Source organism: Parvimonas sp. C2, from assembly GCF_035282405.1.
Taxonomy (GTDB): domain Bacteria; phylum Bacillota; class Clostridia; order Tissierellales; family Peptoniphilaceae; genus Parvimonas.
Genome location: NZ_JAYKBP010000001.1, coordinates 250441 through 265436, shown reverse-complemented (window position 1 = coordinate 265436; position 14996 = coordinate 250441). Strand labels below are relative to the sequence as shown.

14 protein-coding genes are annotated in these 14996 nt (G+C 27.2%); 8 read left to right on the top strand and 6 right to left on the bottom strand.

Translation table 11 applies throughout. The features are described 5' to 3' along the window. Window positions 1-17: 17 nt before the first annotated feature. The 5 genes from VJI95_RS01200 (at window position 18) to trpS (ending at window position 5479) form a co-directional block, all read left to right on the top strand. Window positions 18-1247 (top strand): peptidase U32 family protein, encoded by a 1230-nt coding sequence (locus tag VJI95_RS01200; protein WP_324009948.1) that lies wholly within the window; start codon window positions 18-20, stop codon window positions 1245-1247. 15 nt (window positions 1248-1262) lie between these two features. After that, window positions 1263-1799, top strand: coding sequence for a GNAT family N-acetyltransferase (locus VJI95_RS01195; RefSeq protein WP_323999748.1), 537 nt, complete (start codon window positions 1263-1265; stop codon window positions 1797-1799). Between the two features lie 181 nt (window positions 1800-1980). Then, window positions 1981-2247, top strand: coding sequence for a 30S ribosomal protein S15 (rpsO, locus tag VJI95_RS01190; RefSeq protein ID WP_004833566.1), 267 nt, complete (start codon window positions 1981-1983; stop codon window positions 2245-2247). A 55-nt stretch (window positions 2248-2302) separates the two neighbouring features. Beyond that, entirely contained in the window at window positions 2303-4411 is a 2109-nt protein-coding gene (locus VJI95_RS01185; RefSeq protein ID WP_324009947.1) for a polyribonucleotide nucleotidyltransferase, read from the top strand. A 78-nt stretch (window positions 4412-4489) separates the two neighbouring features. Next, window positions 4490-5479, top strand: a complete 990-nt coding sequence (gene trpS / locus VJI95_RS01180; RefSeq protein ID WP_324009946.1) for a tryptophan--tRNA ligase — start codon at window positions 4490-4492, stop codon at window positions 5477-5479. 41 nt (window positions 5480-5520) lie between these two features. Here the strand turns inward: trpS and murC are convergent, their stop codons facing one another. Continuing rightward, window positions 5521-6921 (bottom strand): UDP-N-acetylmuramate--L-alanine ligase, encoded by a 1401-nt coding sequence (gene murC / locus VJI95_RS01175; protein ID WP_324009945.1) that lies wholly within the window; start codon window positions 6919-6921, stop codon window positions 5521-5523. Window positions 6922-7045: 124 nt separating this feature from the next. Then, window positions 7046-7537, bottom strand: coding sequence for a hypothetical protein (locus tag VJI95_RS01170; protein ID WP_324009944.1), 492 nt, complete (start codon window positions 7535-7537; stop codon window positions 7046-7048). A 240-nt stretch (window positions 7538-7777) separates the two neighbouring features. On the opposite strand from VJI95_RS01170, the gene polA reads away from it, so the two are divergent. The 3 genes from polA to VJI95_RS01155 all read left to right on the top strand — a co-directional run bounded on the left by polA (window position 7778) and on the right by VJI95_RS01155 (window position 12638). Continuing rightward, window positions 7778-10408, top strand: a complete 2631-nt coding sequence (polA, locus tag VJI95_RS01165) for a DNA polymerase I (RefSeq protein WP_324009943.1) — start codon at window positions 7778-7780, stop codon at window positions 10406-10408. Continuing rightward, entirely contained in the window at window positions 10395-12095 is a 1701-nt protein-coding gene (coaE, locus tag VJI95_RS01160; RefSeq protein ID WP_324009942.1) for a dephospho-CoA kinase, read from the top strand. Before polA ends, coaE begins: the two co-directional genes overlap by 14 nt. A gap of 168 nt (window positions 12096-12263) precedes the next feature. After that, complete coding sequence (locus VJI95_RS01155) at window positions 12264-12638, top strand: hypothetical protein (RefSeq protein ID WP_324009941.1); 375 nt, start codon at window positions 12264-12266, stop codon at window positions 12636-12638. Between the two features lie 115 nt (window positions 12639-12753). Here VJI95_RS01155 and VJI95_RS01150 read toward each other — a convergent pair whose 3' ends face one another. The 4 genes from VJI95_RS01150 to VJI95_RS01135 form a co-directional block, all read right to left on the bottom strand. Continuing rightward, on the bottom strand, window positions 12754-13707 hold the full coding sequence (locus VJI95_RS01150; protein ID WP_324009940.1) for a GTP-binding protein: 954 nt from the start codon (window positions 13705-13707) through the stop codon (window positions 12754-12756). Between the two features lie 62 nt (window positions 13708-13769). After that, on the bottom strand, window positions 13770-14387 hold the full coding sequence (locus tag VJI95_RS01145; RefSeq protein WP_324009939.1) for a zinc-binding dehydrogenase: 618 nt from the start codon (window positions 14385-14387) through the stop codon (window positions 13770-13772). Window positions 14388-14396: 9 nt separating this feature from the next. After that, on the bottom strand, window positions 14397-14663 hold the full coding sequence (locus tag VJI95_RS01140) for an alcohol dehydrogenase catalytic domain-containing protein (RefSeq protein ID WP_324009938.1): 267 nt from the start codon (window positions 14661-14663) through the stop codon (window positions 14397-14399). A gap of 27 nt (window positions 14664-14690) precedes the next feature. Further along, window positions 14691-14825, bottom strand: coding sequence for a hypothetical protein (locus VJI95_RS01135; protein ID WP_324009937.1), 135 nt, complete (start codon window positions 14823-14825; stop codon window positions 14691-14693). Window positions 14826-14996: the final 171 nt, after the last annotated feature.

The following is a 14996-nucleotide window of genomic DNA, read 5'->3' as shown; positions in this document are numbered from 1 at the left end:
AAAGGAGAAAATAATTAATGAAAGAAGTTGAACTATTAGCCCCTGCAGGGGATATAGAAAAATTAAAAATGGCAATTATCTACGGGGCTGATGCAGTTTATCTTGCAGGTGAATCATTCGGTTTAAGAAAAGCATCTAAGAATTTTACAGTTGAACAACTAAAAGAAGCTACTGATTTTGTTCATGAAAGAGGCAAAAAAATATATATTACAATGAATATTATTCCTCATAATGATGATTTAATAGGTCTTGAAGAATATGTAAGAATTCTAGTTGATATAGGTGTAGATGCATTAATCGTTGCAGATGCTGGAATATACACTGCTGTTCGTTCTGTAAGTAAAGATATTGAAGTACATATGAGCACACAGGCGAGTGTTACAAATTATAGAACTGTAAAATTTTGGTATGATTTAGGTATTAAACGAATTGTAATGGCAAGAGAATTATCTTTAGAAGAAATCAATTTAATACATAAGGAAGTACCTGAAGTTGATATTGAAGCTTTTGTCCATGGTGCAATGTGTATTTCATATTCAGGAAGATGCTTATTGAGCAACTATATGTGTGGAAGAGATGCAAACAAGGGAGATTGTGCTCATGCTTGTAGATGGAAATATAATTTAGTTGAAGAGAGAAGACCAGGAGAGTATTATCCTATTGAAGAAACAGAACAAGGAACTTTTATATATAATAGTAAAGATTTATGTATGTTGGATTCTCTTGAAGATGTTATCAAAGCAGGAGTTCATAGTTTAAAAATTGAAGGAAGAGTAAAGACTCAATACTATGTTGCAACTGTTATAAGAAGTTATAGATTAGCTCTTGATGCAATTAAAAATGGTACTTATACAAAAGAAATGGCAGAAAGACTTTTACTTGAGATTAAAAAAGCAAGTCATAGAGATTTTACAAAGGGATTTTACTATAAAAAGCCGGATGAAAATGATCAACTTTACAATTCAAGCTCATATATAAGAACTTATGATTTTGTTGGACTTGTTTTGGACTATGATAAGGAAACAAAAATTGCAACAATAGAACAGAGAAATAGAATTTTTGTTGGAGATGAAGTTGAATTTTTTGGCCCTAGAGATGGTTTTGAAACATTTAGAATAGAAAAAATGTATGATGATAAAGGGGAAGAAATTGATGTAGCACCCCGTGCAAAACAAATTATAAAAATGCCTTTACCATTTGAAGTAAAACCTTGGGATATAATGAGAAAGCAATTATCAGATGAATAAATTTAGGAGAAATTTATGATTGAACTAAAGAGAATTCAAAGATATGATTTAAGACGATTATATGAAATTGAATATTCAAGTAAAAGGCCTAAGTGGAAAGAATATGATGCTCCATATTTCGATGATTTTGAATTTAAAACTTATGATGAATTTATAACATCAAAGGAGATTGAATTTTTTTTAGGGGAAAGAGTAAAAGGAATTTATTTTAATGATTCTCTAATTGGAATAGTTTCAAAATATTGGGAAAATGAAAAAACCAGATGGCTTGAAATAGGAATAGTAATTTTTGATGATAATTTCTGGAGTAAAGGAATCGGCTCAAAGGCACTTTCGTTATGGATAGATGAAATTTTTAATACTGAAGATAACTTAGAACATATAGGTTTAACAACTTGGAGTGGAAATATTGGAATGATAAAATGTAGCTTAAAAATTGGTATGATACTCGAAGGAAGAATTAGAAAAGTTAGATACCATAATAATATATTTTATGATTCAATGAAATATGGAATTTTAAAAGATGAGTGGAAAAAACAAGTTAAAAATTAATAGTAATTGTAAAATTATAATATACGATAACATAAAAATTCGATGTTATTCAGTAAAAATTTTTAAAAATAGTTTACTTTTATTGCGTTTTATGTTATACTTATCAAGTACTGTTGCTATGTTTATGGAAACTCCGACCTTTACATTGCTACGGTGAATTATATTTTAGGAGGTAGTTATAATGATAACTAAAGAAGACAAATTAAGAATTATTGATGAATTTAAAAGAAGTGAAGGAGATACAGGTTCTCCAGAAGTTCAAATTGCATTATTAAGCTTCAGAATTAAATATTTAACTGAACACTTAAAAGAACATAAAAAAGACCATGCAACAAGAAGAGGTTTATTCAAATTAATTGGACAAAGAAAAGGTCTTTTAAAATATCTTAGTAATGTTGATATCGAAAGATATCGTGAATTAACTAGCAAATTACAAATAAGAGGATAATTATTAAAGGGCGATTTTTTCGCTCTTTATTTTTAGAAGACCATAGGAGGATTAAATGGTTAGAGAATTTATATATAACTTAAGTGGAAGAGAGCTTAAAGTAACAATAGGAAAAGTAGCAGAACAAGCGAATGGATCTTGTCTTGTTCAATGTGGAGAAACTGTCGTTTTAGTAAACGCTTGTGCTTCTAAAGAGCCTAGAGAAGGAGTTGACTTTTTCCCATTAAGTTGTGATTTTGAAGAAAAACTTTATTCAGTAGGAAAAATTCCTGGTGGATTTATTAAAAGAGAAGGACGTCCAAGTGAAAAATCAATATTGACATCTAGACTTATAGATAGACCACTACGTCCACTTTTTCCAGAAGGATATAGAAATGATGTTCAAGTTATTGCAACAGCATTATCTGTTGAGCAAGATAATCAACCAGATATACTTGCAATGATTGGATCATCTATAGCACTTACAATTTCAGATATTCCTTTTAACGGACCTACAGGATCTGTTAATGTTGGATATGTTGATGGGGAATATATTATAAATCCAACAATTGCACAAAGAGAAAAATCAAGACTTAATATTACAGTATCAGGAACAAAAGATGCTATTATGATGGTTGAAGCCGGAGCTGATATTTTAAGTGAAGAAGAAGTTTTAAATGCAATTCTTTTTGCACATGAAGAAATTAAATCAATTTGTAATTTTATAGAAACAATAAGAGAAGAAATTGGTAAAGAAAAATCTGAAGTTATTATAAAGCAAAGAGATGAAGATTTATTTAATGCAATTATTGAATTTGGTAAAGAACAAATTATTTCTGCTCTTAGAACTCCAAACAAAATGGAAAGAGAAGAAAATTTAGATAAGATTACAAAAGAAATTCTTGAAAAGTTTTTACCTGATTATGAAGATAAAAAAGGTGAAATTAATGCAGCTATTGAATCTGTAATTGTTGATGAAGTTAGAAGATTAATAATAGAAGAAGGAATTAGACCAGATGATAGAGAACTTGACGAAGTTAGAAAGATTTCTTGTGAAAGAGGACTTTTACCTAGAACTCATGGATCAGGATTATTTACTAGAGGACAAACTCAAGTTTTAACTTTAACAACTTTAGGTGCACCTGGAGAAGTTCAAATTTTGGATGGAGTTATTGATGAAGATAATAAGAGATATATGCATCAATATAATTTCCCGCCATTTAGTGTTGGAGATGTTAGACCTTTAAGAAGTCCGGGCAGACGTGAAATTGGTCATGGTGCATTAGCTGAAAGAGCATTAATTCCTGTTTTGCCAAGTGAAGATGAATTCCCATATACAATGAGATTGGTTTCAGAAGTTTTATCTTCAAACGGATCAAGTTCACAAGCAAGTATTTGTGGTTCAACACTTTCATTATTAGATGCAGGTGTTCCTATTAAAGATTCAGTTGCAGGTATTGCAATGGGACTTATAAAGGATGAAAAAACTAATAAAATTGCTATTTTAACAGATATTCAAGGTTTAGAAGACCATTTTGGAGATATGGACTTTAAAGTTGCAGGTACTAAAGACGGTATCACAGCTTTACAAATGGATATTAAAATTGACGGTATTAGTAGAGAAATTTTGGCAACAGCTTTGGAAAAAGCAAAAAGAGCAAGACTTCACATTTTATCAATTATGAATGAATGTATTTCAACTCCAAGCGAAGAAATGTCAAAATATGCACCAAAGATATTTACTATGCAAATTTTACCAGAAAAAATAAGAGAAGTAATTGGACCGGGTGGAAAAGTTATTAACAAGATAATTGATGAAACAGGAGTTAAGATTGATACTTTTGATGATGGACGCATTGCAATTACTGCTGATTCAAGAGAAAATGGCGAAAGAGCAAAAGAAATGATTAACGAAATAGTTAAAGAAATTGAGGTTGGAGAAATTTACAGCGGTGTAATTACAACAATCACAAATTTTGGAGCATTCGTTGAATTAATTAAAGGAAAAGAAGGCTTACTTCATATTTCAAATATGACTCATGAAAGACTTGATAAGGTAGAAAACTTATTTAAAGTTGGAGATGTAGTTGAAGTTAAAGTAATAGAAATTGACAATCAAGGTAAAATAAAATTGTCAAGAAAGGCATTACTTGAAAAGCCTAGAAAAGAAAAAGAAGAAAAATAAATAACAAAAATAGGTCAATATTCTAATTAATTTAGAAATGACCTTTTTTATTAATATTTATAAAAGGAGGATTTTAATATGGGAAAAATAGTTTACAGTGCATTACAGCCTTCAGGTCAGCTTACAATAGGAAATTATTTAGGTTCAATAAAAAACTTCAAAAGTTTACAAGACCAATATGATTGTTTTTTTAATGTTGCTGATTTACATTCTATAACAGTACCACAAGAGCCTAAATTGCTTAGAGAAAGAACATTAGATTTAATGGCTATATTTTTAGCATCAGGATTAGAACCGGATAAATCAACTCTTTTTGTTCAATCTCATGTACCTCAACATGCAGAACTTTCTTGGGTTTTAAGTTGTATGAGTTATATGGGACAACTTAGCAGAATGACTCAATTTAAAGAAAAATCTCAAAAATCGGAAGAAAATTTAAATGCTGGTTTGTTTACTTATCCCGTATTAATGGCTGCAGATATTTTATTATATCAAACAGATTTAGTTCCTGTTGGTGTTGATCAAAAACAACATTTAGAACTTGCAAGAGATTTGGCAGAAAGATTTAATAATAAATATTCTGAAACTTTTGTGGTTCCTGAAGGAATAATTGGAAAAGAAACAGGAAAAATTATGAGCCTTAAAAATCCTCAAAAGAAGATGAGTAAATCTGATGAAGATGTTAATTCATTTATATTACTTCTTGATGATGAAGAAACTATAAAGAGAAAAATTAGAAAATCTGTAACTGATAGTATTGGAAATTTCGATTATAATGATGAACAAAAAGGACTAAAAAATTTAATAAATATGTATATTGCTTTCACTGGTAAAACAAGTGATGAAATTGTGGCAAAATATAAAAACGAAAATTATTCAGCATTTAAAGAAGATTTGGGACAATTAATTTCAGATAGTTTAAAACCAATAAGAGAAAAACATAAAGAATTTGTTTCAGATAAGGCATATCTTGAAAAAGTTATGAAAGAAGGAGCAGATAAAGCATCCTATTATGCAAATAAAACACTTAGAAAAGTTTATAAAAAAGTTGGTTTTTTACCAAGATAAAAAAGACAGAAAATTTTAAATTTTCTGTCTTTTTCTTTTAATTATTTATAGTCTTCTACAATCATTCTTGCAAGTTCATGTGGATTTCCACACCCTGTTGTAATTATAGTATCTTTGTCTTTAAAAGTTTCAAAGATATAATCTCTTGCTTCTTCAAATGTTTTTAGGTATATAGCATTTACTCCGTTTTTATTTAGTTTTTCAACTAAATCTATTGAATGAATAGTAGGATCGAATTTTTCTCTTGCAGCATAAATCTCAGTAACAATAACTTCATCACAATCATCAAAACATTTTGCAAAGTCATTTAATAAAACTTTTGTTCTTGAATAAGTATGTGGTTGGAAAATACATACAAGTCTGCCTTCTTTATGTTCAGCAATTGAACTTAGACAACTTTTAATTTCTCTTGGATGATGTCCATAATCAGTTAGAATAGTAGCTTTTTTACTATTACCGATTACTCCATAAACTTCCATTCTTCTGTGTAAATTTTTATATTTTGAAATAGCATTCTTAATATATTCAACATCTATTCCTGTTTCATAAGTAGCTATAATAGCAGCAGCTGCATTATAAATATTATGTCTTCCTATTATATTTAAACAAAAATGATGTTTTCCAAATTTTTCATTTTCAATATCAAAACAAGGATGACCAACCTTATCAAAACTTATATTTGTAATATTATAAGTAGCATTTTCATTATTTATACCAAATGTAATAGTTTCTCCTTTGATATGTTCTAATAGGGGAAGACAGTTTGGATCATCAATATTAATTATAGCTTTTGAATTTTCATCCAAATTTTTCATATATCCTATAAAAGTATCTACAATATGATCCAAGTTTTTATAAAAATCTAAATGGTCTTCATCAATATTTAAAATAATAGCCATACTTGGATAATAATGTAGTATATTAGCTTTAAATTCACAGGCTTCAGTTACTAAATAATCTTCATTACCACATAGAACATTTCCGTCAATTTCATCTAAATTTCCACCAATTAAAATTGAAGGGTCAAATGGGGAATTAATTAAAATTTTTGAAATCATACTTGTTGTTGTACTCTTTCCATGTGATCCGGAAATTGCTATTGAATGAGTATAATTTCTCATTAATGCTCCTAAAAACTGTCCCCTTGTTACACAAGGAACTCCAATAGATTTTGCTTTAATTAATTCTTCATTATCTGGTAAAATTGCATCTGTATATACAATTAAGTCAGGATTTTTAATATTTTCCTTTTTTTGACCTATAAATATCTTTGCACCATTTTGTTCTAATATTTGAATTTCTTTAGAAGTATTTCTGTCGCTTCCTGAAATATTATAGCCCTTTTTTAACAGTAGTTTAGCAATTCCACTCATACTTATTCCACCAATTCCGATGAAATATATATTTTTGTATTTTTTATCATTAAAATCAAATTTAAACATAATAACTCCATTCAAAATAATTTAATTACTGTAATTATATCATAAAAGTAATATATATGCCAAATTTTTGTCTTAAAAACTAAAAAAGAGAAGAAAAACTTCTCTTTTTAAAAAATACATATATTTATTTACTTTTTATAACTAATATTTCACCATAAACAGCTATATAAGTATTTTCATCTTTACATACTACCTCTTTTAGTGTTAAGTTATTGCCATACCAACAATTTGCATCATTGTCATACTCATCATAATACTTATTATATGGGAAATAAGATGAATTCCCATAAACCTTTATAGTTTTAAATTTTACTATTATTCCTGTATTGAACTTGTTAATTTCACATGAATCAGTAGATGTCATATCTTCAGTAGCATCCAAATCACAAATTGTAGAAATTTTATCCTTATTTACAATTGTAAAAAAACCTTTTTTATATTCAATTTCTAATTTTTCATTTTCTAGTTCTCTAACTCTATATTCTTCTTTAATTCCATATTCTTTTCCTGATTTAGTGTTTTTGTGAGTTGGTTCAAAACTTTCACTTGCCATTACTATATTGCACCCTAATCCCATTGATAAAATAAGAGTACAAACTATTAAAAATTTTTTCATATTACACCTCCATAAAACAATCAAATTATTTATTTTGACTTTCTTACATTATTAATATAGCACACAAAATTAAACTTGTCAATTTATAATAAAATTTTTAAAATGTTCAACTTTATGTTATAATTATTATAGTTTTACGCCGAATGGTAAAACTATAATAATTTCATCATAACAACCAAAAAGAATTATAAGAGATGAATTATGATAGTTTTTATGATAAAATATATTTTGGAGAATACAATGAAAAAAATACTATTAATAGATGGATCGAGTCTTATTTTTAGGGCTTTTTATGCAATAAGAAATTTAACAACTAAAGATGGAGTTTTTGTAAATGGAGTTTATGGCTTTTTAAATATGTATTACAAGGCTTTAGAATTAATAAAGCCTACTCATGTTTTTGTTGCCTTTGATAAGGGTTCAAAAACTTTTAGACATAATGAATTTGAAGATTATAAGGGGACTCGTGATAATGCTCCTAATGAAATAACTTACCAATTCGGAATTTTAAAAGATTTACTTTCTTCTATGAATGTAAATTATTTGGAACTTGATGAATATGAAGCTGATGACATTTTAGGAACAATTGCAAAACTTGCTCAAAAAGAAGGTTTTGAAGTAGATATTTTTACGGGAGATAGAGATTATTTACAATTAATTGATGATAATATTTTAGTTTATTTAACTAAAAAAGGTATAAGTGAAATTAAACTTATGAATAATAAATCAATTTTAGAAGAATATGGACTTTCTCCTAAACAATTGATTGATGTTAAGGCTCTTCAGGGAGATAGTTCAGATAATATACCCGGAGTTAAGGGTGTTGGAGAAAAAACTGCATTAAAATTAATTCAAGAGTATGGAAGTCTTGAAAATTTATATAAAAATTTAGATGCACTTAAGGGTAAATTAAAAGAAAATCTTGAGAATGAAAAGGATAAGGCTTATTTAAGCAGATATCTTGGTGAGATTTTTTTGAATGTTCCTATTGATAGAAATATTGAAGATTTTGAAATTAAAGATGTAAATTCTGATGAATATATTAAAAAATTGGAAAAATTAGAATTTAAGAGTATTATAAATAAGCATTTTAAAGATATAAAAAAGGATAATACTATAAAAACAAATCAAAATATAGATTTTGAGGTAATTGATTTTTCAGAAATTTTTGAAAAAATAAAAAATGACGAGTCTGTATCAATTAAATTTTTCTCGGATGAAGGATATATTTATAGGAAGAAATTCTATATTGGAATTTATTCAAACTTTAATAAGAAGGCATATATTTGTAAGGAATTTAAGCTATCAGATTTTGAAAAGTTTTGTAATTTAGATATAAAGATAATTGGTTATGACATAAAGGAAGAGTTATATTTTGCATTAAAGAATAATTTAGAATTTAAAAATTATGAAGATGTTATGATTTTAGAATATTTAATTGATTCAAATAAAGGGAATTATGATATTTCAAAAGTAAGTAGTGAATTTTTACATCTAGAAATTTTAGATTTAAAAGAAATGTTTGGAAAGGGAAAAAACAAAAAGACTTTTTTTGAATTGGATGAAGATAGTATTTTTAACTATATTTCACAAAATGTGTTTGCCATTTCAGCATTGTATAATATTTTTATAGAAAAAGTTAAAGAAAATAATCTTATCTCATTATATGAAAATGTTGAAAAACCATTAGTTAAAGTTCTTGCTGATATGGAAAACACAGGAGTTTTAGTAGATAGAAATAAGATTATTGAATTAACTGATGAGTATTCTAAACTTGCTAAGAAGTATGAAGAAAAAGTTTATGAACTTGCTGGAGAAATTTTTAATTTAAATTCTCCTAAACAACTTGGAGTAGTTCTATTTGAAAAAATGAAATTACCTGTTGTAAAAAAGACAAAAACAGGATATTCTACTGATGTTGAAGTTCTAGAAAAACTAGCAAGTAAGCATGAAATAGCAGAATATATTTTAAAATATAGGTCTTTAAATAAGTTAATTTCAACATATTTAGAAGGAATAATAGATTATATTATGGATGATGGGAGAGTTAGAACTTCTTTTAAGCAAATGATTACTGCTACTGGAAGACTTAGCTCTGTTGATCCTAATTTACAAAATATTCCAATTAGAAGTGAAGAGGGAAGAAATATTAGAAAAGTATTTATCTCAGATAAAAATAAAGTTTTTATAGATGCGGACTATTCACAAATTGAGCTTAGAGTTTTAGCACATTTGTCTAAGGATTCTGTTATGATTGAATCATTTAAAAATGATTTAGACATTCATAATAAAACTGCAAGCGAAGTTTTTGGAGTTCCTATTAGTGAAGTTACTGACAATCAAAGACGAAGTGCAAAGGCTGTAAATTTTGGAATAGTTTATGGTATAAGCGATTATGGTCTTTCAAAAGATTTAAATATTTCACGAAATGAAGCAAGACAATATATTGATGGCTATTTGAATACTTATCCAAGTATTAAAAATTATATGGAAGAGATAGTAAATAAGGCTAAAAGTGATGGCTTTGTAACTACCATATTGGACAGAAAGAGATATATTCCTGAAATTAATTCGAAAAATTTTAATATTAGAAGTTTTGGTGAGAGAATAGCATTGAATACTCCTATACAGGGAAGTGCTGCGGATATTATAAAAATCGCTATGATTAAAGTATATGAAAGACTAAAAAATGAGAAAGTTAGAGCAAAGTTGATATTACAAATTCATGATGAACTTATAATAGAATGTGAAGAAAGCGAAAAAGAAATTGTTAAGAATATATTAAAAGATTCTATGGAAAATGTGTATAAATTAGATTTACCTTTAAAAGTAGATGTTTGCGAAGGGAGAAATTGGTATGAGTCGAAATAAAAAATTTATTGTTATAACAGGACAGATTGCCAGCGGTAAGAGTAGCTTAGCTGAGTTAATTAAAAAAAGAAATGAGAAGTATTTAGTTTTAGATGCTGATGATCAAATAAAAGAATTGTATAAGAGAGGGGCAGAACTTTATAAAGTTTTAGTAAAAGAGTTTGGAGATATCATTTTAAATGAAAAAGGTAATATTTCAAAATCAAAGTTAAGAAGAACAGTTTTATTAAATGATGAAAATAGAGAAAAGCTTAATTTTTTAACTCATCCTGTCATTCTAAAAAACATGGTTGATTTTGCTAAAAAATCTGAATCAGATGTTGTATTTTTACAAATTCCACTATTAAATGAATCAATAGCCAGATTAGAAAAACTAATTGATATTGATGAAGTGTGGAATATAACAGCTAGTGATGAAGTTAGATTTAAAAGGCTAATGGAAAGAAAGGGAATGACTGAAGATGTTGCCCATAGAATTATGGAGATACAATCTGAGTTTGAAAATGAAAGCTATGATATTTTATCTGTTGAAAATAATGGTGATTTTGAGGAGCTAAAAGATAAAGTTGATTTATTCTTTAAAAATAGTTGTATTAATGAAGAAAAAAAATCAGGATTTTTTGGAAGATTTAAGAAAAACAAAAAAGAAAATGAATCAGAAGATATTGAAGAAAATAGTGAGGATAGTAATGGAGATACTGGATCGTTTAGAAAAGTATCCGAAGAAGAATTAAAAGCTAAAAACAACACTGATGAGTCTTATGATGGTTTTGCTGAAAGTAAAGATTTAAGTAATAGTGAGGAACACTTAGGTGAATTTGTACAACCGGCATTTTTCCAAAATCAAAGTACAGAAAGTGTTGATTTAAAAGATTTAGAAAATCAAAATTCATCAGAAGTGGAAAAAACGAAATTAACTGATTTAAGTGCTTTACATGATAATCAAATGGATAATACTGAATCTTTAAAAGATAGTATTAATTCAGATACTACTAATGAAGAAAATATAGAAGAAACTACAAATGATAAAGGTAAGAAAAGGAAAAAGATGAAAAAATGGAAAAAAGTATTGTTAACTTTAATAACTGTGATAATTATATGTAAAGCTTTATTTTTGGGTGCAGTTTATTATGGTGGACAGAATTATCCTATAAGTTATATTGAAGAAATTCAAAAATATTCTAGTGAATATGGAGTAGATCCTAAAGTGGTTTTAGCCATTATGAGAGTTGAAAGTAATTTCAAGAGCGATGCAGTAAGTAAAGTTAATGCTAAAGGTTTAATGCAAGTTCTACCGGATACTGCTAAACATGTCGCAAAGTTATTAAATATTGATGTGAATTCATTAGACTTAAACGATCCTGAAACTAATGTAAAAATAGGAACATATTATTTAAAATATTTAATGCAAAATTTTAGTAATATGAATACAGTTTATGCAGCATACAATGGTGGAATAGGAAATGTAAATACTTGGTTAAAGGATTCTAAATACTCTAGTGATGGGGTTACTCTATACAATATTCCTTCTGCAGAGGCCAAGAACTATGTAAAAAAAGTAAATAAAGCACTAAAAGCTTATGAAATTTTATATGGAAAGGAATTTCCAACTAAAAAAACAAAAGGATTTGCTAAATTTATAGATAATGTGAAAAATACAGTTAGATATATTTTTAGAAACTTTTAAATAAAATAGTATGAATTCAAAGATCAACGGGTGATAAAATCCCGTTGTTTTTTGTGATATTATAAAACTAAGTTATATGCTTTCTATAATGGAATGTTCTATAATTGGATATAGAAAATATATATTGTATAATCAGCATAATTTTATAAAAATATTTTGGTGATAAGTATGGGAAACAAAAATGTTGAATTTATGAAAAAATTTATAAATGATAGAGAAAAATTGATGAAAATTTTACTTTGGGGTTCTATAGCTTTAGATATATTTCTATTATTGTGTTTTGTAATAGGATTTGCATTTGGACTGGGAAACTATAAAATAGGCTTTTTTATGCTAGGAATTATTTTTAGATTTGGATTAATTATATTCATAATAAGTGCAGTATGTAAGTTTTGTACTTTTATTTTAAGTTTTAATAGAGATACAAAAGAAAAAAAGAAATATTTTTCTCTTTCTTTGTTTTCTTTGTTTAGACTATTGTTTGTTGGAGCATTAGTTTATGGAATTTATTATATCGGGAAAGTAATGACTGCTGTTGGATAATATTTGAGATAAGTTGAATTTATATAAGTATTTTTTATTTAATAGCTAAAATTGTGGAGAAAACTGCATCCAAAATTTTTGATATAAGAAATGGATGCAGTATACATATATTTTATTAAGAATTTAATTTTTTAAAATTATTTTTGTTAAAAATTTGATGTATGTATTTTTTATTTAATTTTTTTCCTATTATTACAACTCTTGAATCTTCCATTGGATTGCATCCACATATCTCATAATTATTATTTACTAAATCAAATTTAAACCAAAAATCTTTTATGTTAAAATATCCTTTTGCTCTCACAATACTTCCTAATTGTTTAGACATTAATACGTTTAATTTAAAAATTAATTCAGGAATATTTTTTATTTTTATATTTAGTAAAGAAATATTTTCAAGTATTTGTTCTTTGTCTATTTCTATTTTATTAAATACTACTTTTAATTCGCCTTTGTGATCTTTTTTTATAGAATATTCATTATTAAATAAGTTCTCCCAATCTTGTTTTGTCCAATTTGAATAATGTGTTAGATTGAAATTTACTAATTTTCGATTTATCTCTAGTTCGTTTTTAATATTAGAAAATTCTACTTCTGACAAATTTTCTGATTTACTTAAAATTACTTTTGAAGAATTATTTAGCTGGTCTAAGAAATACTCAGAGTAATTTTCTAAATTATTTTTAAAGTTATTTGCATCTATAATCACTATGGGGGATAGTAGTACTATATTTTCATAGCATATTTTCGATAGTTGTTCTATTATATTGCTTAGCATAGCAACTCCACTTGGTTCTACTATCAAATATTCAGGATTTATAGTGTTTGCTATTGTTAATATAGAATGTGTAAAATCTAAATTTAATGAACAACATATACAACCTTCTGTTAATTCCCAAATTTTTATTTCTTCATTATTAAAATTTTCTTTTATTAGGTTTCCATCTAAACCAAGTTTTCCAAATTCATTTTCAACAATTACGAATTGTTTTTTTGTTTTTTTAACCATTTCTTTTATAAAAGTAGTTTTTCCTGAACCTAAAAATCCAGATATAATTAGTATTTTCATATTACTCCAATAATTAATATGGGGGAGTTTAACTCCCCCCAAATTTATAATTTAATTTTTGACTAAAGAACAACCACTGGTTTAATTAAATCAGCAGGTTTATCTTTCATTAACAATAAAGCATCTTCAACATGTTCAAATCCTTTAAATTTATGAGTTAATAAAGGTTTAACATCTAATTTTCCACATGCAATAAGTGATGCAAGTTTTTCTAAACGTAAACGACCGCCAGGCATAAGTCCACCTAGAATTTGTTTATGTCCCATACCAACACCCCATTCAATACGTGGGATATTGACATAAGTACCTGAACCTAAATAATTTACATTACCAATTTTTCCACCTGGTTTTAAACATTTTATTACAGGTTCAAAAGTTTCAACTCCACCACCTGCTATTATAGCTTTATCAACACCAACACCATTTGTTAGTTTTAAAACTTGTTCATCTATAGAACCGTCCTTATATCCTATGAAATCAGTTGCACCATATCCCTTAGCAACTTGTTTACATATTTCTCTTGTACCGACACAAATTATTCTAGATGCTCCTCTTAAATTAGCACCAGCAACTGCCATAAGACCAACAGGTCCAATTCCAACAACTAATACAGTATCTCCAAATTGAACATCAGCAAGTTCAACTCCGTGGAAACCTGTAGGAACCATATCAGAAAGCATACATGCTTCTTATGGAGAAATTTCATCAGGCAAATGTGCAAGATTTCCATCTGCATCATTCACATGGAAAACTTCTCCAAAAACACCATCTTTAAAGTTTGAAAATTTCCAACCAGCAAGCATCCCTCCAGAATGCATACCAAAACCACCTTGTGCTTCTAAAGAATTCCAATCAGGAGTTATAGCTGCGACCATAACTCTGTCTCCAATTTTAAAATCTTTTACTAATTCACCAACTTTAACAACAACACCACAACCTTCATGACCTAAAATCATATCTTTTCTATCACCAATAGCACCTTCTCAAACAGTATGTACATCTGAAGTGCAAGGTGATAGGGCTAATGGTTTAACTAAAGCATCCATAGGACCACAAAATGGTTCTTCTTTTTCAATCCAACCAATTTCCCCAATTTTTTTCATTGCAAAACCTTTCACAATAAAAAACCTTCTTTAATATTTTTACAATAATAAATATTGCAGAAATATTATAAACCTACATTTGAACATTGTCAATACAAATTTTAGTATTCACATAGATTTTTTTGACAAAAAATTAACTTTTGATAAAAAAAATCAAAATAATTTAATAGATAAAACAATATAATA

Coding starts and splice junctions, on each gene's coding strand:
- rpsO (WP_004833566.1), top strand. CDS start 1,981: ATGATAACTAAAGAAGACAAATTAAGAATTATTGATGAATTTAAAAGA.
- VJI95_RS01185 (WP_324009947.1), top strand. CDS start 2,303: ATGGTTAGAGAATTTATATATAACTTAAGTGGAAGAGAGCTTAAAGTA.
- murC (WP_324009945.1), bottom strand. CDS start 6,921: ATGTTTAAATTTGATTTTAATGATAAAAAATACAAAAATATATATTTC.
- polA (WP_324009943.1), top strand. CDS start 7,778: ATGAAAAAAATACTATTAATAGATGGATCGAGTCTTATTTTTAGGGCT.
- trpS (WP_324009946.1), top strand. CDS start 4,490: ATGGGAAAAATAGTTTACAGTGCATTACAGCCTTCAGGTCAGCTTACA.
- VJI95_RS01195 (WP_323999748.1), top strand. CDS start 1,263: ATGATTGAACTAAAGAGAATTCAAAGATATGATTTAAGACGATTATAT.
- VJI95_RS01145 (WP_324009939.1), bottom strand. CDS start 14,387: ATGCTTTCTGATATGGTTCCTACAGGTTTCCACGGAGTTGAACTTGCT.
- VJI95_RS01170 (WP_324009944.1), bottom strand. CDS start 7,537: ATGAAAAAATTTTTAATAGTTTGTACTCTTATTTTATCAATGGGATTA.
- VJI95_RS01155 (WP_324009941.1), top strand. CDS start 12,264: ATGGGAAACAAAAATGTTGAATTTATGAAAAAATTTATAAATGATAGA.
- VJI95_RS01140 (WP_324009938.1), bottom strand. CDS start 14,663: ATGATTTTAGGTCATGAAGGTTGTGGTGTTGTTGTTAAAGTTGGTGAA.
- VJI95_RS01150 (WP_324009940.1), bottom strand. CDS start 13,707: ATGAAAATACTAATTATATCTGGATTTTTAGGTTCAGGAAAAACTACT.
- VJI95_RS01200 (WP_324009948.1), top strand. CDS start 18: ATGAAAGAAGTTGAACTATTAGCCCCTGCAGGGGATATAGAAAAATTA.
- coaE (WP_324009942.1), top strand. CDS start 10,395: ATGAGTCGAAATAAAAAATTTATTGTTATAACAGGACAGATTGCCAGC.